The sequence below is a fragment of the Streptomyces sp. NPDC000404 genome (genome assembly GCF_040300365.1).
GTDB lineage: Bacteria > Actinomycetota > Actinomycetes > Streptomycetales > Streptomycetaceae > Streptomyces > Streptomyces ramulosus.
Map to the genome: position 1 here is coordinate 71,850 of NZ_JBEPDN010000008.1, position 21,474 is coordinate 93,323.

General features: G+C 69.3%; 26 protein-coding genes. 20 read left to right on the forward strand and 6 right to left on the reverse strand.

Annotation, left to right across the window (positions count from 1 at the left end; genetic code table 11):
* Positions 1-35 precede the first annotated feature (35 nt).
* The 4 genes from ABT345_RS16950 to ABT345_RS16965 form a co-directional block, all read right to left on the reverse strand.
* Positions 36-1,412, reverse strand: coding sequence for an SCO6881 family protein (locus tag ABT345_RS16950; protein WP_345092791.1), 1,377 nt, complete (start codon positions 1,410-1,412; stop codon positions 36-38).
* 36 nt (positions 1,413-1,448) lie between these two features.
* On the reverse strand, positions 1,449-2,141 hold the full coding sequence (locus tag ABT345_RS16955) for a hypothetical protein (RefSeq protein WP_345092788.1): 693 nt from the start codon (positions 2,139-2,141) through the stop codon (positions 1,449-1,451).
* Positions 2,141-2,455: a DUF6112 family protein gene (locus tag ABT345_RS16960; RefSeq protein WP_345092785.1), complete on the reverse strand. Its 315-nt coding sequence runs from the start codon at positions 2,453-2,455 to the stop codon at positions 2,141-2,143. The genes ABT345_RS16955 and ABT345_RS16960 overlap by 1 nt, the downstream gene beginning before the upstream one ends.
* 136 nt (positions 2,456-2,591) lie before the next feature.
* Positions 2,592-3,719, reverse strand: a complete 1,128-nt coding sequence (locus tag ABT345_RS16965) for a C40 family peptidase (RefSeq protein WP_345092783.1) — start codon at positions 3,717-3,719, stop codon at positions 2,592-2,594.
* Positions 3,720-4,221: 502 nt separating this feature from the next.
* Between ABT345_RS16965 and ABT345_RS16970 the strand changes: the two genes are divergently transcribed.
* From ABT345_RS16970 to ABT345_RS17050, 17 genes are all read left to right on the forward strand, one after another.
* A complete protein-coding gene (locus ABT345_RS16970) occupies positions 4,222-4,977 on the forward strand; it encodes a DNA-methyltransferase (RefSeq protein ID WP_345092781.1) in 756 nt (251 codons plus the stop codon).
* Between the two features lie 239 nt (positions 4,978-5,216).
* Positions 5,217-5,759: a DUF4913 domain-containing protein gene (locus tag ABT345_RS16975; protein ID WP_345092970.1), complete on the forward strand. Its 543-nt coding sequence runs from the start codon at positions 5,217-5,219 to the stop codon at positions 5,757-5,759.
* A complete protein-coding gene (locus ABT345_RS16980) occupies positions 5,756-6,232 on the forward strand; it encodes a hypothetical protein (RefSeq protein ID WP_345092778.1) in 477 nt (158 codons plus the stop codon). The genes ABT345_RS16975 and ABT345_RS16980 overlap by 4 nt, the downstream gene beginning before the upstream one ends.
* An 18-nt stretch (positions 6,233-6,250) precedes the next feature.
* Positions 6,251-6,946 carry a hypothetical protein gene (locus ABT345_RS16985; RefSeq protein WP_345092775.1) on the forward strand — a complete coding sequence of 232 codons (696 nt, stop codon included), beginning with the start codon at positions 6,251-6,253 and terminating at the stop codon, positions 6,944-6,946.
* A gap of 20 nt (positions 6,947-6,966) precedes the next feature.
* On the forward strand, positions 6,967-7,707 hold the full coding sequence (locus ABT345_RS16990) for a hypothetical protein (RefSeq protein WP_345092772.1): 741 nt from the start codon (positions 6,967-6,969) through the stop codon (positions 7,705-7,707).
* A 148-nt stretch (positions 7,708-7,855) separates the two neighbouring features.
* Positions 7,856-8,209: an SH3 domain-containing protein gene (locus ABT345_RS16995; protein WP_345092769.1), complete on the forward strand. Its 354-nt coding sequence runs from the start codon at positions 7,856-7,858 to the stop codon at positions 8,207-8,209.
* A 92-nt stretch (positions 8,210-8,301) separates the two neighbouring features.
* The gene (locus tag ABT345_RS17000; RefSeq protein ID WP_345092765.1) at positions 8,302-8,784 is read left to right on the forward strand and encodes a hypothetical protein; all 483 of its coding nucleotides are present in this window, start codon (positions 8,302-8,304) and stop codon (positions 8,782-8,784) included.
* Positions 8,781-9,224, forward strand: coding sequence for a hypothetical protein (locus ABT345_RS17005; RefSeq protein WP_345092762.1), 444 nt, complete (start codon positions 8,781-8,783; stop codon positions 9,222-9,224). Before ABT345_RS17000 ends, ABT345_RS17005 begins: the two co-directional genes overlap by 4 nt.
* Before the next feature lie 10 nt (positions 9,225-9,234).
* On the forward strand, positions 9,235-9,642 hold the full coding sequence (locus tag ABT345_RS17010; RefSeq protein WP_345092760.1) for a hypothetical protein: 408 nt from the start codon (positions 9,235-9,237) through the stop codon (positions 9,640-9,642).
* A 39-nt stretch (positions 9,643-9,681) separates the two neighbouring features.
* The gene (locus ABT345_RS17015) at positions 9,682-10,518 is read left to right on the forward strand and encodes a winged helix-turn-helix transcriptional regulator (protein ID WP_345092757.1); all 837 of its coding nucleotides are present in this window, start codon (positions 9,682-9,684) and stop codon (positions 10,516-10,518) included.
* On the forward strand, positions 10,515-11,030 hold the full coding sequence (locus ABT345_RS17020; protein WP_345092754.1) for a regulator: 516 nt from the start codon (positions 10,515-10,517) through the stop codon (positions 11,028-11,030). Before ABT345_RS17015 ends, ABT345_RS17020 begins: the two co-directional genes overlap by 4 nt.
* 44 nt (positions 11,031-11,074) lie before the next feature.
* The gene (locus tag ABT345_RS17025; protein WP_345092751.1) at positions 11,075-12,277 is read left to right on the forward strand and encodes an MFS transporter; all 1,203 of its coding nucleotides are present in this window, start codon (positions 11,075-11,077) and stop codon (positions 12,275-12,277) included.
* 19 nt (positions 12,278-12,296) lie between these two features.
* Positions 12,297-13,118: an SPDY domain-containing protein gene (locus tag ABT345_RS17030; protein ID WP_345092748.1), complete on the forward strand. Its 822-nt coding sequence runs from the start codon at positions 12,297-12,299 to the stop codon at positions 13,116-13,118.
* A 68-nt stretch (positions 13,119-13,186) separates the two neighbouring features.
* Complete coding sequence (locus tag ABT345_RS17035; protein ID WP_345092745.1) at positions 13,187-14,410, forward strand: ATP-grasp domain-containing protein; 1,224 nt, start codon at positions 13,187-13,189, stop codon at positions 14,408-14,410.
* A 187-nt stretch (positions 14,411-14,597) separates the two neighbouring features.
* Entirely contained in the window at positions 14,598-15,290 is a 693-nt protein-coding gene (locus tag ABT345_RS17040) for an SPDY domain-containing protein (protein ID WP_345092743.1), read from the forward strand.
* Positions 15,291-15,417: 127 nt separating this feature from the next.
* Positions 15,418-16,416: a SpaA isopeptide-forming pilin-related protein gene (locus tag ABT345_RS17045; RefSeq protein WP_345092740.1), complete on the forward strand. Its 999-nt coding sequence runs from the start codon at positions 15,418-15,420 to the stop codon at positions 16,414-16,416.
* Positions 16,417-16,521: 105 nt separating this feature from the next.
* Entirely contained in the window at positions 16,522-17,253 is a 732-nt protein-coding gene (locus ABT345_RS17050; RefSeq protein ID WP_345092737.1) for a hypothetical protein, read from the forward strand.
* A gap of 159 nt (positions 17,254-17,412) precedes the next feature.
* Here ABT345_RS17050 and ABT345_RS17055 read toward each other — a convergent pair whose 3' ends face one another.
* On the reverse strand, positions 17,413-18,534 hold the full coding sequence (locus tag ABT345_RS17055) for a hypothetical protein (protein WP_345092734.1): 1,122 nt from the start codon (positions 18,532-18,534) through the stop codon (positions 17,413-17,415).
* 416 nt (positions 18,535-18,950) lie between these two features.
* Here ABT345_RS17055 and ABT345_RS17060 point away from each other — a divergent pair, with 416 nt between their 5' ends.
* The 3 genes from ABT345_RS17060 to ABT345_RS17070 all read left to right on the forward strand — a co-directional run bounded on the left by ABT345_RS17060 (position 18,951) and on the right by ABT345_RS17070 (position 20,529).
* On the forward strand, positions 18,951-19,304 hold the full coding sequence (locus ABT345_RS17060) for an SPDY domain-containing protein (RefSeq protein WP_345092731.1): 354 nt from the start codon (positions 18,951-18,953) through the stop codon (positions 19,302-19,304).
* A 103-nt stretch (positions 19,305-19,407) separates the two neighbouring features.
* A complete protein-coding gene (locus ABT345_RS17065; RefSeq protein WP_345092728.1) occupies positions 19,408-19,695 on the forward strand; it encodes a hypothetical protein in 288 nt (95 codons plus the stop codon).
* 15 nt (positions 19,696-19,710) lie between these two features.
* Positions 19,711-20,529 (forward strand): SPDY domain-containing protein, encoded by an 819-nt coding sequence (locus tag ABT345_RS17070; protein WP_345092967.1) that lies wholly within the window; start codon positions 19,711-19,713, stop codon positions 20,527-20,529.
* A 194-nt stretch (positions 20,530-20,723) separates the two neighbouring features.
* Here ABT345_RS17070 and ABT345_RS17075 read toward each other — a convergent pair whose 3' ends face one another.
* Positions 20,724-21,419, reverse strand: coding sequence for a hypothetical protein (locus ABT345_RS17075; RefSeq protein ID WP_345092725.1), 696 nt, complete (start codon positions 21,417-21,419; stop codon positions 20,724-20,726).
* Positions 21,420-21,474 lie beyond the last annotated feature (55 nt).

The following is a 21,474-nucleotide window of genomic DNA, read 5'->3' on the forward strand; positions in this document are numbered from 1 at the left end:
GTGTGCACTTCCCACCCCGGAAGTCGGGCAGGGGATCACAGGCCGGTCGGAGACGGCGGGGGTCCGCTCGCCCCGCCGGATGTGGCGTGCGGCGAGCCGGAGGACGGGGGCGCGCCCTGCGGCGGCGGGGTCGTGGTCGGCGGAGTGGACTGCCACCCGCCGCCCTGGCCGGACACGGCATTCGCTCCGGATCCACCCGGCCCCGGGCTGCCGCCCATCTGACCGCTCGTGTCATCGGACACGCTCGTCGGCGCGGGCTGAACTGCCTTCTCCAGAGCGGACCTGACGGCACCGGCGGCGGGCGAGGTGCTCCTTCCGCCGCTCTGCGGCCCTTCCTTGCCTGTGTCGTTTCCGCCGGTCGGATTGGCAGCGGCGTCACCAGGGAAACCGCCCCCGCCGGCATCCGGGCCCTGCGGTGCAGCACCTGCTCCAGCGGCAGCACCACCGGTTCCAGCGGTGGTCGCAGCGGAGGCTGCCTTCCGGGCGGCCTTCTCGGCGTGGGCCTTGGCGATCTGCGCTCCGGCGCCGCCGGCGCGGTGGAGGGACTCGCCGTCGGTGCCATCGGCCGCCCAGTGCACGAACTTGAAGACGGCGTAGGGGCACAGCAAGACCAAGATCATGATCACGGTGCCGGACATGACGTCGGCCAGTGCGGCGATGCCGTCCTTGGCCTCGGTTTTACCCATGGCGGCGATGCCGAGGATGAAGATCACGGCCATCAGCAGCTTGGAGACGACGAGGGTGGCGGTGGCTTCGATCCAGCCCTTGCGCCAGCGCCTGGCGACTTCCCAGCCGCCGCCGGCCGATGCGAAAACGGCCAAGGTGACCATGATCAAAATGCCGATCTTGCGGACCAGCATGACGCACCAGTAGAGGAAGGCGCCGATGGCTGCGCCGAGCCCGGTGACGACGGGTACGAGCCATCCCAGTCCGGTCAAGGCGGCGAGCTGGTGGACCTTCACGATGCGGCGTACGGCCGAGCTGATGTTCAGGTGTGCCGTCTTGAGCAGGCCGTCGCTGATTGCGTCGACCACCTCGATGGCGACCGTGGTGAAGGCGATGGCGCCGAAGGCGAACAGGACGCCGCCCATGGTGCCGGTGAACGCTTGACTCAGGGCCTGTCCGTCGCGCCGGACGGCGGCCCGCACCAGCTGGGCGCAGAACGTGGCGACCAGCAGGACCAGGCCCAGGGGCAGCAGCATCTCGTAGTTGTCGACGAACCACTTCGCGCCGAGATCCACCTTCGTGGTGGTGTCGACTGCATCTGCGGCCAAATCTGCTGCGGCGGCAGCTAGTTCGCCGGAAGATTTCGCCATCCAATCACCGATGGCCTTGCCGGGGTCTGAGACGAAGTCGACTGCGTCGCCGACGGCGCACAGCTGTTCTGCCAGGGGGAAATCACAGAAGCCCACGCGGAGTTACTCCTCCTTTCTTGAATCAGGCGCAGGTCACTGCGTGACGCTCGGTGCGATGGCGGCCAGGGTGCAGTCGTGGTTCGGGCGGCACTGGACGGCGAGGGTCACGGCCCGTTCCTCGGCTCCTCTGCCGCCCTTCTTCCAGCTGAGCGTCTGCTTGCCGTTGACGGTGACGACGTAGAGGTACGCCTCGGTGATCGCGGACGGGTCCTTGGCCAGCGCCTGCTTGAACGCGCCGGGGTAGTGCCCCTCGGTGATGCGGGCGTTGGCGTGCTGGTCCTGGTCGGCCATCCGCGACCACAACACCGGGTCGGGCACCTGGCCGAAGACCGAGGCCCAGTCGGCGTATTCACTCTCGGTGCTCATCCAGGCCCGCATACCGGCGAGTTGCTGATCGCGGCTGGTATCGCGGGTGTCGTAGGACCACAACATCTGGGCGGCCGCCCTGGCGTAGGCGACGGGTTCGGAGAGCTGCGGAGGTTTGGGAACCGAGCCGGATCCGGAGGAAGGCTTCGACGCGGCCTCGGAGGCGGACGGGCTGCTGGTCGGTACGGGCGCCGCGGTATCCGGATCCTCGTGGCTGTTCCTGCTGCCGGTCAGCAGGGCGACGATCCCGGTGATGGTGAGCAGGACGGCGGCGACGGCGGCGACGATCGCGATGCGCCGGTTGGCCGGCCACCTCGTGCCGTGCGAGGACAGTGAGGTGAAGGAGGATCGTTTCCGCATCAGTGGACCTGCGAGCCCAGACCGGAGAAGAAGGCCACGATGCCGTTCGCGGCACCCAGACCGAGGGCGGCGCCGCCGGCGACGAGGGCGCCCTTCTTCCCGTTGGCCTCGGCCTGATGACCACCGGTGTGGTGGCCCCAGGCCCATACGCCGAGAGAGACGGCGAGGGCGCCGACAGTCGCAATGATGCCGAACATGTTGATCGAGGAGACGACGTTCTTCAGTACGCTCAGACCGGGCAGGCCACCGCCCTTGGGCGAGATTCCCGGGTCGTAGGCGAGCTGGATGACGCGGTCTGCGAGGGGGACAGACATAGGGGTGGTGGAGCTCCTTGCGTACGCGGGCCCAGCGAGGGCCGGCGGGAAGGCGAAGCAGGGGAGGAGGCGCGCGAAAGGCGCGGAAGGGGCCACGGGAAAGGGGCGTCCGGGGCGGTGCCGGGCGAGTGCGGCGTCAGATGACGCGGCGGGCGGCGAGGATCGTCCAGTCCTTGAGCGGAGTGATCCGGACCGGCTTGGTGGTGCGCGGCGCCTCGATGACGAGGCCCGAGCCCATGTACATGCCGACGTGCTCAGGCCGTGCGGCGCTGCCGCGGCTGAAGATCAGGTCACCGGGCTCGAGGTGCGCTGCCGATACGGCCTTGCCCTCGTTGACCTGCGTGTACGTGGTGCGGGTGAGTGTCACGCCGGCATGCGCGTACGCCTGCTGCATCAGGCTGGAGCAGTCGCAGCGGCCCATCGGGTCGGGGCCGTGCGGCGCGGCGCACGTGCCGCCCCACTGATAGAGCGTGCCGAGCTGGTGCATCGCCCAGGTGAGGGCTTTGCGGGCCTTCGGGTCGGCGTTTTTGGGGATCGAGTACCTCTTCGGGACGCTGCCCTCGGGGATGCGACCGAACCCGGAACCGTCCTGGCTCGGCGCACAGCCGGTCGTGGCCGACTGCCCCGTGCCCCGGTCCGTGTCCTTGCCGTCCGTGTCACCGCCGCCGGGAAAGGACTTGGCGATGGCGGACTGCAGCGCGGTGGCCAGCTGCTCCCACTGCGCGTACGCGTCCGGCAGGCCGGACCGCTGGACGGCTTGGGCGGCCTGGGTGACGGTCATCTGCTGCCAGCCGCGCACCGTGAGCAGGCGCTTGTAGAACTGCTCGCTCGCGTACGCGGGGTCGCGGATCTGCTCGGCGCTGCCCCAGCCCTGGGAAGGACGTTGCTGGAACAGTCCGAGGGAGTCGCGGTCCCCGTAGTTCAAGTTGCGCAGTCGGCTCTCCTGCATCGCCGTGGCGAGTGCGACGACCTGTCCCTTCTTGGGGACATCGAGGGAGAGGCCGGTGGCCACGATCGTCTGGGCATTGGGGACCTGCTCGGCGGGCAGGTCCAGGCCCTCGATTCGCACGTTCTTGCCGGAGACACCGTCGAGGATCTTGGATACCTGCCTGGCGACTGAGGCGGTGTCGAGGTCGGTCAGGCATCTGCTGGGGGAGCCGCTGTTCTGCACGGCGTCGGCGGAGGAGGCGAGCACCATGCCCGTGCCGCCGATCAGGATCGGAGAGAGGAAGACGACGCCGAGGCCGGCGGCGAGCCACTTCAACCTGGGCGTACTGCTTGCCGGTCAGAGATTTCGGCCGTGGGTGGGTAGTGCGGCGTCATGAACGTGTCCTTCGGGTGTGGTGTCCGGCGTGCCACGTGCGCGAGGTGCCTCGGGGCGCGGCGGCCGAGGTGGGGAACCAGGAAAGGCCGGGGCGGTGGAGCAGGCACTCGCTCAACGTGGCCGGACCGGGAAGTAGATGTGACGGCCACGGGTGCCGACCCGCTGCGGCGGGGATAGTCGGCGGTGGTGTGCGCCGTGCGGTTCAAAAACAGTAGGCGCGAAGTGGCGGTTGACCAAAAAATCGGGCGTGGGGTAGCGGAATCCGGCACCCCGACAACGCCCTTCTTGGCCGTCGGCGGTTTCGCGTCTACAGTTTTTGAACTCCCCTCGCTCCCCCCGGCCTGCGGCCCTGGGCTTCTGCATGCCCTCTTCCAGCCCGTGAGGACCCCCGTGCGAGGCGGTTAGTTCCCTCCGCGATTCCCCACCCGAATGGGATTTCTCTTTGCCTTTTTCTTTGCACCAGGGCGATGCCCTCAGCGTTCTATCCGGTCTTCCGGACGACTGCGTCGACACCGTCATCACGGACCCGCCGTACAACAGCGGGGGCCGAACGGCGAAGGAGCGCACCAGTCGATCCGCCAAGCAGAAGTACACCTCAGCTGATTCCAAGAATGACCTGTCCGACTTCACGGGCGAAAACATGGATCAGAGGTCCTACACGCTCTGGCTGACGCAGATCATGACCGAAGCTCACCGGCTGACCAAGGTCGGCGGCACGGCATTGCTTTTTACCGACTGGCGCCAGCTGCCGGCCACGACGGACGCGATCCAGGCGGCGGGATGGCTATGGCGCGGCGTGCTGGCCTGGCACAAGCCGCAGGCAAGGCCCCAGCGAGGCAGGTTTACACAAAACTGCGAATTCATCGTCTGGGCCAGCAACGGGCCGATCGATGCTTCCCGGAACCCGGTCTATCTGCCCGGCATGTACTCCGCGTCGCAGCCTTCGGGGTCGAAGCGCCGGCATATCACGCAGAAGCCCACTGAGGTCATGCGTGAGCTGGTGAAGATCTGCCCGCCGGGCGGCACGGTGCTCGATTTCTGCGCTGGATCCGGATCCACAGGCGTAGCCGCCCTGCTGGAGAGCCGGGATGCCATCTGCGTGGAGAAGACGAAGCACTATGCGTCCATCGCGACTGAACGGCTTACCGAGACGAACCGCGCGATCCTTGCGCAAGAAGATGTGACTCTCACTGCCTGATCCAAGCCTGCGATTCCCGTCAAGGCTTTCGCGTTCTGCATCGGCGACCCGATGAAATTGATAAGTATTTCACCGCCCCTTCTGTGGTCGCCGTCTTCGTTCACCTCTCATTCCGCGTTCCGTAGGAGGCCCTACTTTCCATGCCTGAATCCATAAAGCCGTCTGATGACGGGGAGTTGGAGCCGGTACGCGTACCCGACGCGCAGCTGGAGGGAATCGAGGCGAGTGTCCGACGGCTCGTGGAGCAGTCGGCGCAACAGGCCCAGCAGATCGACCATCTCGCGTCCGCCCCGGAGAACCCTCGATCGCCGTTCGCCGCGTTCGGTATGCCGGGGCTCGGCGGGCCGCCTGCCGCCGCTCCGCCGGAGCCTCGTCCGATCCTGGAACTGGAGGGAGAGGAGCGCGAGGACGAAGTGGACGCCTTGTCGGACTGGGTCGATGACTTCTTCCTCCCGGTCTACGGGGCCGAGGTCACCACCGCGGCGCCCTGGTGCCTTCAGTGGCAGGAGCACACCGACGTCTTGGCGTGGCTCCACGCGCTGTGGATGGCCTACCAGCAACACAAAGAGCCCGACGCCGGTCTTGCCGGCATGTTCGTGTGGCACCGGGACTTCCTCACCCACGCCGTCGCGGTGATCCGTGCGCCGGGAGGCCCGCTGTCGGCCTGCATGACGGACCCCGCCCGACCCGCACACCGCCTTCTGCCCGGCCCGCCGCCGTCCGTACGCACGGAGACGGCGACCACGGCAGACACCGCCGAGCCGGACGAGACGGCGTCATGACCGCGGGAGGGCAAGAGCGGCCCGCCTTCGGGCTGAGTTTCGACCCCCGCGCGCTGACCGATCTTCTCCAGGCTCCCAGCGAAGTTCGCGACATCACCCTCGCCTACCTGCAGGAAGTCGTGAACGCGCAGCGCTTCGGACTACGCCTCGACGGTGACCTGGAGGGATTCCGCAAGCTGTTCGTGGACGCACGCAAGGACTGGCGCGTTGTCTACGGCGTCCGCCCGGCGCCGACGGGCGCCGTGCACCAGCGAGAAATCCACGTTGTCGCAGTCCGACCGCGTGCGGGCAACAACGTCTACGACGAGGTCGGCCGCCGACTGGGGATGACCCGCCGGCCGCGGAGTGCCAGCACGCACGCGGCCCGCTCTCGCTCCCCCCAGCTGACCGCCCGCGGCCCCGTGCCCCGGCCCGGTCCACCGCCCACGGCACTTCCGGCCCGCCCCGTACAGAACCCCGTCCGCACCCGCTGAACGCACGGAGCATCGCCTATGCCCCCTGAACCCGCGCCGACAACCGCCCGGCGTGCGGTCTCCCCACTCGACTACCGCCTTGAAGCCGTCACCGGCCACGACATCGACACCCTGTGGGCCTACCGCGACCGCGGCATCCTTGACGACCAGCATGCCCACCTGGTCGACCGGCACCGTGAGCTGGCCAACGCGCAGACTGGCGTCACCTTCTACCTCAAACTCCTCAACCGCCTTTCCAACGGCGAGTTCGACGTCGATGACGCCCTGTTCACGCGCATCGACCGCACCGTGGAACAGCTGGAGGAGGCAAGGGCCGCCCGGGACGCCGCCGCCCGGGAGGTACTTGCCGCACTGGAGCCCATCGAGGCCACCGTGACGGCCGCCGCATCCGACGCGAAGCAGCTCTCGACGGACGACCAGGCGGCGCTGCTCGCCATCGCCGGCGGGGCCAAAATCCACGAACACCTGCTGACCGGCCGGACGTCCGTCACAGCTGCCTCCGGCACCCGCATCCCTCACGCCAAGCTGCAACGGCTGGAGGCCGCCGGCCTCGTCGTCCGGGACACCGACCACCCCGTGCACGCCGGCCAGCCGGTCTCCCTCAGCGACACCGGCCGCGCCGCGCTGTTCGCCGCCCGCCGAACGCCCACGACCCAGGCCCCGAAGGCCCCGGCCCGACCCGGCGCATGGCCGTCCATCTCGCAGCGGCGCTGAATTCCACCGAAAGGCACTAATTGCCCCCCGCTGAATGGGTTCCGTTCCAGAGTGCCCACCCTCATGTCGACTTCGAGTTGGACGGCCTCAATGCCGACGAGGAGGTGTCCCGCGACTTCTACCGCGAGGTCGGCATCCACGAGCCCGAGCTCGTCCCCCTCGCCCAACATCACGTCGGCGCGCACAGCTACTACGTCCTCTTCGACCGCTCCGCCACCTACGGGCACCCAGGCGATCCGCAGTACGTCGCCGTTCACCTGAAGCGGGACCCCGAGAAGAAGGCGTTCTCCTTCGAGCACGCCACCATGCCGCTCCCCGCGATGGCGCAGTCCTGGCTCATCCACCGCGGCTGCCCGCACGATGGCATCGGCCTGGACCCTCAGATGGGGCCCCCACCCGCGGACGAGACCACGCGGGCGCTGGAGCGACGCCTCGCCGGCGACGGCGACCACTACGCCATGGGCTACTCCTACACCAAAGACGACCCGGACGACATGGTCGTCGTCGTGGCACTGCGCGCCCTGGGCGAGCAAGTGCCCAGCCAGTTCCGCGTGGTGGTCGAGGAAGTCGACACCGAAGCGTGGACGCACACCCTGCGCGAGGGCGCCTTCGACACAGCCGGTGAAGCCCTGCAGTGGTGCGACGACCGCCTCACCGGCGAGGCCGGTCCGCTCCCGCCGGTCCGCCCGGCAGCCACTGCCCGCCGCCCACCCGGTATCGCCAAGGTCCCCGTTCCGCGGCCGCACGGCCGTTCGCGCTGAACGCTGAGGCCGTCGCGGGCGACGCAACATAGCCGACGATCGGCGGTTGGGCCAACCGCCGATTCTCCGGACTCTTATACAGCCGCCGGAACAAATCCCGCGGCGTCACTCCATGCCACCCCTATGTCTCCACGGAGGTTTCTTCCGCATGCGATTCAACAGAATTGCCATCTCCGCCGCGATACTCGGCGCATTTGCTCTGCCCACCCTGTCCGCCCCCGCCGCCAGCGCGGCGACCGCGTCCACCGCGGCAACGGCCGTGCCCGCCGTCAGCTGCCAGAGCCTCCCGCCGCTCCCGTACGCCGTCCACACTAAGGCCGTGACCATCCGGTCCAAGCCCAGTGCGAAGTCCACCGCGCTCGGCGTGCTCTACAAGAGCCACAAGTTCAGCGTGTCCAAGAAGAGCGGCAACTGGCTCTACATCAAGGACAAGAAGACCGGCGTAAAGGGCTGGGTATCCGCCAAGTACGTCTACCGCGATATCCGCATGTGCCTGCACTGACAGGAATGCAGCAGCGATAAGCGGCTGAGCCGCCGAGTACGGCCGCCCCACATTCCGCCATGCAACGGCCTTTTCAGAACAGGAGTTTTCCCTTGTCCGACGGCACATCCGATGGCGCCGAGGATGTCGTGGGCGTGCTCACGGAACGGATCGAAGCGCACTACTCGATGGACATGGGCCAGCTGAAGGCCGCGGTCGCCGCCGCGCCGACCGCGAACCCGGACGCCGCCGACATCGTCAAGTGGCACGGCCTCCTCGTACAGGCGCAGTCCGTGCTGGAGCGCGCGGAGGACGACCTCCTCGCCGCGCTGGAAACCCAGGCCAGCGAGGTCGACGACCCGACAATGGGCCTTGCCCACCGCGTGAACACGGCGGTCACCGTACGCGACGGCCGTGCCGGTGTCGTCCGGTGGCTCCTCGACCCGGACGCTCCGGGAAAGAAGGGCCTCGCCGCCGAACGGCTCGCCCGCCTTCGCCGCCGAACCGGTCCTGCGGTGCCGGCCAGCGCTCCCCACCGGCCGGCGGGTACCCCTGCCACTGCGTCGGCACGGTGGGCAGCAAGGCCCGGCCGATGAGCCGGGACAAGAACAGCACCATGGACGCCGACCTGCAGAAGATCTTCGGGAGCCCGGTGCCCGAACTGTATGAGGCGGCTGCCGAGCGCGATGCCCCGCCCGCCCTCGCCCGCGCCCTGGAACTGCGCTCCTTCCTAGCCCTGACCGAGGAGCAGGTAGCCCGCGTCCGCGACCGAGTGCACGCGGACACGGATCCGGACCGCGACATGGACGCGCTGTCGGCGGACAAGCTCCGCTTCGACGCGCAGTGGCTGGAGGCGGCGCTGGAGGCCCGCGACGGCTACCGTGCCGCCCTCGGCAAGCTGCTGCGCACCATGCCTCCGCCCGAACACCGGGCCCGGCCCGTCCGCACGGCGCAGCTCACGGCCACTGCCGCCCTGCCCCCGGCCGCCGCCCCGGCACCCCCGCGTGCCGGGGCGGCCCGGGCCCCTCGATCGTGAAAGCGCCCGCTTGTCCCACCCCACGTCCACCGAGGTAGCCGGACGAATCGAGGACCTCTACGGCGCGCCGTTCGCCGTCCTCAAGGCTCACGCACAGGGCCAGGAGGACCAGCCGCCCGGCATGCTCTCCGCCCTGCTCGGCATGCACGAGGCTCTCGCCCTCGCCGAGCGCAGCATCGACCTCCACCGCGGTCACTTCGCCCAGCTCATCGACCCTGCGCGTCAGATCGGGCGGCAAGAAGTCTCCCACCTTCTCGATGGCGCCCGCCGGCTCGCTGAGGCAGTCGCGGTCCGCGACGTTCAGGCCGAGGCGGTGGCCGCAGTTCTGCGGAGCCTGACTCGCCTTCCGGCCCCGGCGCCATCCCCGCCGACTTCCTCGCCGCCCGTCCCGGCCCCGAGCACAGCCCCCAGCCGTTGATCCGCCGGCTATTCGCCCTTACTCACCCAGGAGCATCCCTTGGCCATCACCGCTCTGCCCCCTGACGCCGACGCAGACCTCGCCCGGGTCACCGAGGCCCTCGCCATGATCACTCCGCGCTGGACCGTCCGGATCATGCTGGCCCTCTCCGGCCCGCCGCTACGGTACAGCGAGCTGGCGGCCAAGATGCCCTGGCTGAATGGCAATCAGCTCCACCCCAAACTCACGGCCCTGTGCCACGCCGGCCTCGTCGAGCGCACCGAACACACCACACGGCACGTCACCTACGGCCATACCGAACGCGGCGCCGCCCTCCTGCCGGTCCTGCCGGTGATCGTCACCTGGGCCGAGGAACACTTGGAGAAGCCGGACCGCCCGCTGCCCGCGATCGAGCAGATCGAGGACAGCCTCGCCCTGCTCACCCGGCGGCACGCCCCCGCCATCCTGTGGGTGCTCAAGTCCCGCGAGGAAGCCAGCGCGAGGGCCCTTGGTCGAATCGTGATGCCCAGCGGCGAGTGGACCAACGTGTACCCACCGCTGCGGCAGCTCGTCGCCGACGGCCTGGTCGACACCGAGGGCATCGGCCGACCTTATCGGCTCTCCACCGCGGGCGATGGCCTCGGTAGCGTTCTCGGCGCCCTGTCCGCGTGGTCCGCCGGTCAGCCCCTCAACCAGGCGGCCCAGCACCCGGTCTGGGGGCATCCGCGGGCGACACCCGCGCCGAGACCGTGGATCAGCAGCCAGCCCCGGCCGGTTCCCGCGGCGCCCCCGCAGGCCCGGACAGGCGAGCCCTCTCCGGCGTGGCATGGGCTCTTCTCCCACGCCACGCCCGCCCACCCGAAGGCGGCGGCCCCGGCGGGAGGCCCGCGCCGATGATCGCCCTCTTCACTCCTGCCGAAGTACACCGCGCAGTCGATCTGCTGGCCTCGCCCTCCTTGATCCGCCTCATCACCGAGATCGACGACAACGGATCGATACCACCGCGGCAGCTGGCCGGTACCCTCCCCGACCTCTCCTCGCACCAACTGCGCCGGGCCACCGAAGAGGCCCGCGCCCACGGCCTCGTCCGGACCACTCCCGGCACCGGTCTGGAACTCACCGAGACCGGTTCGGAACTGGCCGACCTGTACGACGCGGCTGCCCGCTGGGCCCGCCGCCACGCCTACCCGGCCCCGGTATGCGCGTTCAGCAGCCGCATCCGCTCTGTCCTCGACCTCCTGACGCCCTCGCTCATGACCGAGCACGCCGACGGCGGCTCGCAGCCCGCCGTGCGCCAGGTGAGCGCAGAGGCTGAGGCGGGCCTTGCCCGTACCCGCGCTCTCCTGAGCCAGTGGCTGGCGGGTAACCGCCAGGCCACCCTGGCATCCCAGTTCGAGCGGGCCGCGTGAGCCCAGCGGCCAGAGCCCGGCACGCGCGCCCTACCGCCAGGCTGATGCGCGGCATCTATCTCCCCCGCAGCGCAGACGCCGTCGCCGGGAGCGTGGCAACCTACGGTGTGCCACTCCTGGTGCTCGCCACCACGTCCTCGGGAGCGTTGACCGGTCTTGCGTTCGCCTTGGAGTGGCTGCCACGCCTGAGTGCCATCGCGGGGGCCGGGGCTCTGGCCGACCGCTACGGGGCCGCCGTCGTGTTCCGACTCGCGACGCTCGCCCGGGCAGGGGCCGCGCTCGCCGCCGCCGTGATGCTGCACATCCTCGGCGGTGGCCCTGGGACCACGGCCACCGTGCTGGTGCTGGCCGCCACGCTCGGCCTGCTCACGCAGTGCTCCTACATCGCCTCCGAAACGCAGGGTGCGTGTGCCGCTCGTGCCGCGGGGGGCGGCGGCCACCGCGTGCAGTCCGCCCTCTTGGGGCTCGATCAGGCGGCCCTGCTGGCCGGCCCCGCACTCAGCGCCGCGCTCCTTCACTGGGTGGGCCCTGACGGCATGCTCATGGCGCTCGCCGCCGTCTCGCTGCTCGGCGCGCTGCTGACACCCCGTACGCCCGTCTTGCCCGCCTCGACGAGTGCACCGGAGCGGGGCCGGGGCGGGATACGCGTGGGATGGTCCACGCTGCGGGCCATCCCTGCGCTGGCCTGGCTCGTGGCCGGGGTGGCGGCGTCCAACGTGGCCGTCGGCATGCTCCAGGCCGCGGCCCCCGTGATCGTCGTCAACCGCTTCGGCCAGTCCACCGCCTCGGTCGGTCTGGTCTGGACGGTTGCGGCCGCGGTGTCCCTGACAGCGGTGGCGGCGTGCCGCCGGGCCATCGACCGCTTCGGGCTGTGGCCTGTCGGTGCCGCCTGCGCACCGATCGCGGTCGGTGCCTGCGTCGCGGTGGCGACCGTCCCCACCTACGGGTCGTACTTGACCGCGACCACCGTGCTCATGGCCGCCGACGGCGGACTGGCCGTCGTCCTGCGGACCGTGCGCTCGCACCTCATCCCCGCTTCGGTCTACGCCAGCACGCTCGCCGCGACCGTGCTGCTGCTCCTCGCCCCGTACCCCCTTGCCGGCGTGCTGGTCGCACTCGTGCCGGTGGGCGGCCTCGGCCCCGCGATCATCGCCTGCGCTGTCCTCCAGGCCATCGGTCTTGCCTGCGCTTTCGCTCGCCTCCGCATGCGCCGGGCTGCCCTTCCCGGCGAGACCGACGCCAGCTGAACTACTTCTTGGATTCCTGTTGATCGACACGACCGACGACGTCTATGTCTCGCCGCGCTATCTGGCGGGGCTGCCCGGTCACGCCGGGGCGTCCTTCGCCCCCGTCGCCCACTGGCCTCACCACCATCTCGATGACGGGCCGGTCCAGCTGATCGTCGCGTCGCCGGACTACCGCGTCCGTATCGGATGGGCCGGCGACGACTACGATGTCTGGCGGATCAGCGTCGCCGAGGATGCCCTGTCGTCGACAACGTGGACGGCGCGCATCAATCAAAATACGCCGCCCGAGCTGGTGGGCGGGCTCGTAAGTGCCCTCGCCGCGGAGTGGCACGAAGACTCCGACAACGTCGTCGCGGACACGTCCTACCGATGGTCCGACGCGGTGCAACCCCTGCTCGACGCCGAGTGGAAGCTCGGACCGCTGTCGCGTGGTGAGCGGCATATCGTCGCCCCGGACCATCTGGCGGGCGCGACGATCGATGTCGTCAGTACCGATCCCTCCGCGGAGGCGGTGACGTTGTGGGCCGGGCCTCCGGGGTGGGGGACACGGGCCGAAGCGCACTTCAGTGCACGGACACCGAAGCGCTTGATCGCGGCCATGGCCGCCGAGTTCGTCAACCCCATCCCCGCTCTCCGCGAGCGAGCGACCCTTCACCCTCGGCTGGCGAAGGTGGCCCAGCTCACCCCGGCCCGACCGCCGCGACCCGCGACGCCCACGCCCCTCGACCTCCGGCGCGCCACCTCCACACCTCCGGTGCCGACCACACGCAGCGTGCCGCGCTGGACAACCGCAACGCCCCCGCCCACGCCGACCGTCGGCCCTGCCCGTGCCCATCGCTGAGCCGCTGCCCGCCCGATCATTTCTGCTCCATCCCGCTTGCCCTGCTGCCTGTCGAATCGGAGACCCCTTTGCCCCCTCGTCCGCTCGTCCTCGTCGTCTCGCCGGGCAATCAGGCCCTCCGCGGCTATTGCCTGAAGCAGGTCGCTGCTGCGTACGACGTCGTCCTGCTGACCGGCACGGAGCCGACGTGGGAGGTGCCGCACATCGTCGACCACGCCGTCGCCGATCTCCATGACGCCGCCACGCTGCTTGCCGCCGGCCGGGCTCTGGCCGCCCGGCACGACATCGCCGGCGTCGTCACTTGGGACGAGCAACACCTAGAACGGACTGCCCACTTGGCTCGCGACCTTGGACTCCCCGCGGCCTCCGCCGCGGCGATGCGGGCCTGTCGGAACAAGACGGTCGCTCGCGACCTGTTCGCTCGCCACGGGGTGCCGTCAGCCGCTTCGATGACGGCCACGACCCTGCTGGAGGCCGGGCTTGCGACGATGACCCTCGGCTACCCCGCCGTCATCAAGCCCGCCTCGTACTTCGGCAGCATCGGTGTGGTCCGCGTCGACCGCCCCGAAGAGCTCCCAGGCGCCTTCGAGTTCGCCATGGCCGGTGCGCGCCGCAGCCGCGCGGACACCAGCGTCCTGGTCGAGGAGTTCCTCGACGGGCCGGAGGTCAGCGTGGAGTGCGTCACCCACCGAGGTGTGACCGTCGCTGTCGCTGTGACCCGCAAGCAACTGGGCCCGTATTTCTCAGAGGTCGGCCACACTGTCGACGCCACCGACCCGCTCCTTGCCGAGGTCGCCCCGGTCGCCGCCGCTGCGATCAAGGCCCTGGGCATCACCGACGGTGTGCAGCATGTCGAGATGCGTCTGGTCGACGGACGGCCACGGCTGATCGAGGTCAACGGCAGGATCGGCGGCGACATGATCGGCCGCCTCGTCCACCTCGCCACCGGCATCGACCTGCCGAGGGCCGCCGCCGACCTCGCCTGCGGCACGGCACCAGACCTCACCCCGACCCGCCGCGAGGCCGCGGGCATCCGCATGCTGTACCCGCCCGCCTCCGGCACCCTCACCCAGCGACAGATCAACGAGCAGTTCGCCGACGGCACCCCCTGGCTGCGGCAGGTGCAGTGGACCAGCCAAATCGGCGACCGACTCGTACTCCCGCCCGAGGGCACCTTGTTCACGGCCCGGGCCGGGTTCTACCTCGTCACCGGACGCGACACCGCCGAGGTCGAGGAGCGCCTCGATTCCGCCGCCGACGAGATCACCGTGACCGTCCGGGCGCAGCGATGACCCACCAGCCCGGCCCGCGCCACGACACCGTCGGTGACGTCTACGTCTCGCCGCGCTACCTCGCCGCTTCCACCGGGGCCACCGCCCCCGCACTCGCCCCCTGCACGGTCTCCGCTGGGATCACCAGTACGACGACCTCGGCAACATCTACCTCGACGCTCCCGACCGGCGAGTCCAGCTGCGCCACGTGCCCGAAGGCAAGGATGACGCGCCCTGGCACATCAACGCCTACGAGGACCCAGCCGGCCCGCCGACGTGGGGCACCTATTTCAGCGAGAGTGCCCCCACCGAGTTCGTCCAGGTGTTCACCGCGGCCCTCGCCAGGGCGTATGAGCAGGGGCCGGACGCCTACCTCGCCCGCCCCGGCGTGCCCGGGGCCGACGACCACCACGACCCCTTCCAGGTCCTCGCCCCCCTTGTCATACAGGGCTGGAAATTCGACCACCCCCGCTGGGGCGTCAACGCGCTGCGGGCCCCGGACGGGCTCGCCGGTCTGGAGTTCGTCAAGCGACACATCGATCTCAATCCGGAAGGGGAGCTGACCACTCGCGACGCCCGCTGGCAACTGTGGGCGGGAGAGTCCATCGACCGGCCCGCCTGGTACGTGACGGCCAGCACGAATACCCCCGTCCCCCTGCTCACCGCGCTCACCGAATGCGCCGCCGATCCGACCCCGCTGCCCCGGTGGCGCGAGGACACCTTCAGCTACATCGAGGGCATGGCCCAGCTCACCCCGATCCAGCCGCCCGGCCCGCCAGCTCCCACCCCGCTAGACGTGCAGCGTGCCGCTGCATTCCGCCCTACACCCGCGCTCCCCGCGGCCGCCTCACCGTGCGGGAGCACAACGGTCCGACCGGCCCTGCCCGGCCCATGCCGGTAAACCCCGCCCGCCCTGCCGGCTGGTAAGCAACTGCACGGCACCACACCCGTCGCCCACCACCTCCTTCTCTCGTCTCTGGCCACACCCGTTGACCTTCCTCGTCCCCTCTCTCAAGGAGCCCTCTTCCGTGCGTGCACGTCTCGTCCGATCCGCCGCTGCCGTCGCCGCTGCGGTGGCGGGTACCCTCACCTGCGCGCCGGCCGCGAGCGCCCAGTCCTCCGAACCGACCCCCTCGACCTCCGCCGAAACACCGGTCCCAGACGCGGGCAACGTCGAGATCAGGGTGAAGGACACGGCCGGGGACGTCCTGCCTGGCGCCGTGCTCCTGCTGCTCGACGCCGACGGCCAGGACGCCGGCCGCGGACAGACCGACGCCCAGGGGACGCTGACCGTCCCCGACCTCGCGCCGGGCGTCTACCGGCTCAAGCAAACTTCCGGCAGCCCGCTCCACGAGGTAGCTGCCGACCAGGACGTCATCGTCACCCCGGGTGAGACCACACGGCTGACAATCATCGACCAGTTCAAGGCCGCCACCGTCCTCCTGCAGGTCAAGGACGGCAAGACCGGAAAGCCCCTGCCCGGCGCGACCGTAAACGTTGGCGCCAGCACCTCGCCGCTGCTCACCCTGACTACGGGCGCAAAGGGAACGGCCTCCGGAAATCTGCCCGTGACCAGCCGCAGGACACAGATCTGGGTTAAGGAGATCCAGGCCCCCGCCGGATACGACCTCTACAAGCCGACGAAGATCGCTACCGCGAGTCCCGGCACCCCGGTGACCGTGACGATCACCAACCCCAAGACGGCCAGCGACCCGAAGCGCGAACCCTCCAGCAAGCCGACGCACAAGAACACCGATGCTCCGTCCAGTTCGGGTAAGCCGAGCAGCGGTACCGGATGGGCCACGCGCTCCGCCCCGGGGAGCGACACACCGAAACCCGGCTCCTCGCGCGCTGCCGCGACCTCTGTCAACAACTCCACGCCGAAAACACCGACGGGTTCCCTCGCCCACACCGGAGCGGACGCCACCCCTTGGCTGGTCGCCGGCGCGACTGCGCTGATCACAGCAGGCGGAGGCGCCCTAGCCGTGGCCCGCCGCAGCCGCACGGACAGCCCCACCGAAAGCTGACCGCACTCCGCCCTTCTCCACGACTTAGAGCCCCTGGATTCCCCAGCCCGGAATCCGGGGGCTCTGTCGTACACGAATGCGCGCGTACCTCGTTACGCTGCCGCAGTGAACGACCCCTCATCGCTCCCCGGCGACCCCTCCGAGCTACGCCTGCGCATCTCCTACGACGACGAACTCTGGGACACTCCGCAGGCTGACACGCTGGAGCGCTGGGATGTAACCGTCCTGCACCGCCGACCCACCAGTGCCGCAGGTCACGAGCTGGCCGGCCCCACCGGATCCGTGGCCCCCGAACCCTCCCCCGACACGGTCGAAGAAGCTCCCGTGGGATCCATGACCTTCTACCGTGTGCACCTCGACCGAGGCCGCAACGCCTTCTGGGCCTTGGAGGAAGAGTCCGAGGACCTGTACGAGACCGCCCAGGTCCTCCTCGATCCCCAGACGGGCTCCTTCACCGACGAGGTCAGCGAACGGCTGGAGTACGTCGGCTCAGCGCTTCTGATCATGGATCGGGTGACGCTGGATCCCCCGTGGCGCGGGCACGGCCTGGCAGCCGTACTCGCTTGCGAGGCGATCACCCGGCTCATGGCGGGCTGTCGGGCTATCGCCTGCTCGCCCGGTATCACCGACCTCAGCAGCCGACGGCTGACTGACAGGGCCGAGTGGGGCCGCGTGAACGCCAGGATCGCCAAAGGGTGGGAGCGCGTGGGATTCCGACCCTTCCGAGATAACGTCTATCTCCTGTCTCCTGCCTCGGAGGATCTTGAGGAGCAGCGCAGCGCACTCCGCAGGCATCTTGCCGATCTTGGTGCGTCCTGGCGGGCCGACGCTTCATGACCGGCTTCGCCGGTGGGTGAGGCGGGCACTCCAGGAGCCCAGTGAACCCCTGGGGTGGGGCGGTGCCCCTTCTCGTTCTCGGTTCGGCGATATCTTCGAAGTTGGCGTGGTTCTGCCGGACTCCAGGCGAAACGGGGAAGTCAGCGGACAGAGGGACGGCTAAGAATTCACCGTCCACGAGAAGTTCGGCAGGTTCGCTGCGAACCACCCGTCAGCCAGCTCCAGGACGCGGTCAATATGCGCGGCATCGAAGTATTCGGAGCCCATCACCGGGCGGATGCCCTGGCCAGCCAGACAGTCCAGGACGTGCCGCTCGACATCGTGAGCTGCGCCGACGGGCAGGTCGGTTATGAGCCTGCGTACTTGCCCCAGACCGTGCTGGGTGCGGTGGGTATCAAGCCGCCCTCGTCCGTCGCCTGAGGAGATTCCGGGCTTGACCATTGCCCCGTTGGCCACTACGTAGTACACGGTTGGTTCGGGGCGAGCGCCCGCTCTGCTGCATCGGGCGCACAGCAACTCGCGCTTCAAGCCGATGTTGATGCTCACCGAGGTCAGGTGACCGGCAACGCAGCACAGGCGCACAGTCTGGATGACCCGGTCCGACATGACGTCCAGGAGCATCACGTTCTGCTCGCGAGCGCGGCGCCTGAACTCAACTAGCTTGGGTTTCTGAGAGATGCTGTGACACGTAACGCAGGGGTTGCCCGCACTGCCTGGACCCTTTGCGAATCCGTAGACACCCTCCGGCAAGCGCCCAGGGGTGGGCGAATCCATCGCGGAGATGGTGAAATCACGCCAGGTCCATCCAGGCCCGAACTTTCTATCCGGGACGCGCATAGGAGTACGTGGATCCATCGCGGTGATGATGAACTCATGCCCGTGGAGGCAGCGAACCCTTTTCGCTGGGTACCCATTGGGGGATGTGGCATCGGTCAGGATGCGGAGATCGGCCTCGATGACGTAGGCAGCGAACGACGCACGGGCGGCTTCCTCCCACCGCTTCTCCGCGCAGTGCTCGCACTCCTCCAGCGCCATGGGGAAGGCTGCCAGGTCTGTCGCTCCCGGCAGTGCCATGTGCTTCATCCCTGCATCCAGGAGGAACGTGCTCCCCTCGGGCGCCCGGACGATCGTGCTGCCGAGCTTGGGGTGCAGCGCAGTCACGGGAGTTACCTGAGTCGTATGTCCCGCATCGCAGGACAGGGTCACGTGGTCCAAGATGCCGCTCGGCTTGCTCCGTACCGTCCAGCCCAGCTCGTAGGCCCGCGTGGCGAAGAGCGACATGACGGCCGCCTCAGCACGGGCAAGCAGTCGGACAGAGCGCAGCGCGTCCTCCGGCGAAGCCCCGCCTGTCCGTATGCCTTCACTCATTTCGTCCCCCATCTCAACAGGCGCGTCGACTGCGCGAGTGCCTAGACGAGGTCGAGGGTCGCATGGCGCACTGACAACGGGCGCAGGTGCTCGCCTGGTTCGGTGGACGGGCCGACGTACGGACCGCGTGGAGCGTACTCACTCCTCACGACTGGATTCACTGAGGCCGAAGCGGCTGAGTTCGCCGTCAAACACCTTGATTGGCTGGCAAGGATGACAGTTCGCCGGGGGCAGACAGGAAAGGCGGCGGAAGGACTGGCCAACGGGTGCGAGGCCATGTCAACGTAGACGACCTTGCAAGAAACCCCAGGTCAGAGAGGTGATTGCCTGTGACTGTAGCCCCTAGTGGCCCCGGTTTCTCCACCACGATCGAAGCGTTGCGGCTGCGGGAGTGGCTGCTTGGCCCCGGCCAGCCGACGCTGGTCATGGACCAGTTCTCCGCCGAGGACTTTCACTTGATCGTTGACGATCGTGCGGATGTGCACGTCAGTTCCAAGGATGGCCGGTTCTACCTCGGCTGGTTTCCGAACGGTCGCCCCGGAACGGACGGTGAGGGATGGACGATCGCCGTCACCGGCACTGCCAAAGTCCGTGGCTACTACATGTCGTTCGACACCGAGACGCCGGCCGACATCGTCGCCGCTGCCGTAGCACGCGTGCTGGAGACCTCACACCGCATCTGACTGAGCGGACACCGGCAGGTAGTGCCTGCCCTGCGACTCGCTGGCCGTACCGCAGGCCGACCCGTTCCACCGTCGCCCGTTTCCCCGCCCCAGGAGGCTGTTCGTGACGTCCCCGGAGATGACCGTCGAAAATCTCATCGATCTGCTGTCCGGCTGCGACCGGAGCGCTCCGGTCCGCCAGGCCATGAACCCGTTCTTCCCGATGGCACACCGCTTGGCGCAGGTCCTGCAGTCGGTGGACGAAACCGGCCGGACCGTCGTCTACCTCGCCGAAGGACCGGACGAGGGCGCGCAACTCGGCCACCTGCCGCCGGAGGTTGCCATCAAGCTGACGTGGCAGGGCCCCGTCCAGGCGCCCCCGCGCCGCCCCCGCCGCCGTGCTGGCGCCTAGACCCGCACCGAACCCCTGGAGGCGCTCCTGTATCCCGATTCCCCGCCCGACCCGTCCACCTCGCATGGTGGCCCGCCCGCCTTCTGGGTCGGTCCCCGGTATCTGGCCGGTGACGACGGACGCCTCTACGACGTCGTCGCGGACACACTCGCCGGCCTGGGCTGGACGAGTCTGACGATCGTCCGCGGACGTCACGAACCGGACGAGGCGCCGGAGAACCGTCAGGTGCTGCGCAGCACCGTCCTGCACATCAGCCCTGACGCACTGCGCTGGGCCCAGTGGACCCTGGCGGACGAGCCGATGCTCCTGGGAGACCTACCGGTCGCCTGGCAGATATCCGCCCGCGCCGAGGCGAGCAGCCCAGCGCAGTGGTCGGCCTACTTCACCCGCGAGGTTCCCGGCGAGGCGCTGGCCGACTTCCTCGTCGCGCTCGACGCCCGCGATCAGCCCGCCGTGCCGTTGGCCGGCCCCGAACTGGTTCTCGACGCTGTCGCCGCTCACGGATGGTTCCGCGACAGCGACCAGCTCCAGACGGCGGCGACGGACCCGACGTTCACCTCGCGCATCAGCCTTGGCGAGGTGCCGCCTCTCATCCAGGACGCCGACCCGCGCTCCTTTGCCGCCGAGGCCGATGAGGTGAGACCGGCCGGGTGGCAGGCGGGTGCCGAGCCCGTGCTCGGCGCACCGTGGCTGTGGGCGGCATCCTTCGCGGCCAGCGTCCCGCACGATCTCGTCGCCACCTTCGCCGCCTCCCTCAGCTCGACCGCACCGGTCTTGCGGAAGGTGTTGCCCGAGGCCACGCAGGAGTACCTCCTGCGCACGCCGGCCTTCTGACATCCCGCACAACTTTCGACGACCGCAGTCCGGCACCCTCCCCGTGGAGGGGGCCGGACTTTCTTGATTTCCGGCGAACTGGTCGTGCGGTCTTCGACACCCAGGATGGTCTGCTGCCTGTGGTGACTGACCAGGAACGCACTGCTGCCTCCGACCCATGGTGGCCGGAGGCAGCAGTGCGATGGGCGGGTCGGTCAGCTCGTTGCGGTGGCCTTGGCGAGGGCACGAGCGAGGTGGCGGTCCACGAGAGCGGGGGAGCCGGAGACGATCAGCAGCAGGCTGCCGTCGCGGATCGCGGTCTGCTTGACCACGGTGCTCCGTCCCCCCGCGGTGAGCGTGAGGAGCTGGCTCCACTGCTCGTCACCGAGGTCGTGGGGAGTGGACAGCTTCTGCGAGGCCACGTCGACCGGGGTACCGCCGGAGACGACCTGATAGGTCGGGCAGCCGGTCATGGCGCCGAAGATCCGCTCGACATCGTCGGAGAGTTTCTCCGCGCTGGCGCTGTACAGCTCCTCGGAGATCTCCGAGGAGCTGCCGCCGTAGGTGAAGGCGGCTTTGGCTTTGTGTGGGAAGGCGAGGGTGCCGCCGGTCGCTGCCTCTCCGCCGAGCTTGCTCAGCTCCGGGCAGCCGAAGACCGTGACGTCGTCGTGCCGGACCGGGCGTTGCTGCTTGGGCAGGTAGCCGCTGCCGAGGTCGCTTTGGTCAAGCAGGCGGGAGCCGAGCGCGGCCGAGGAGAGCGGGGCCGGCTTCTGGACGGCATCGACCGAATTCCCGGTCCGCACGGAGGAAGGAGGCTGGTGCTCAGCCCCGGGAGCATCGGTGGAGCAGGCGGGCAGGGAGAGGAGAGCGACGGTGATGCCGAGTGCGGTGGTGGCGACGCGAACGCGCATGCGGAACTGACCCCTTGGTGTTAGGCGACGGGTGGTCAGTGCGGGCCCGCGGGCC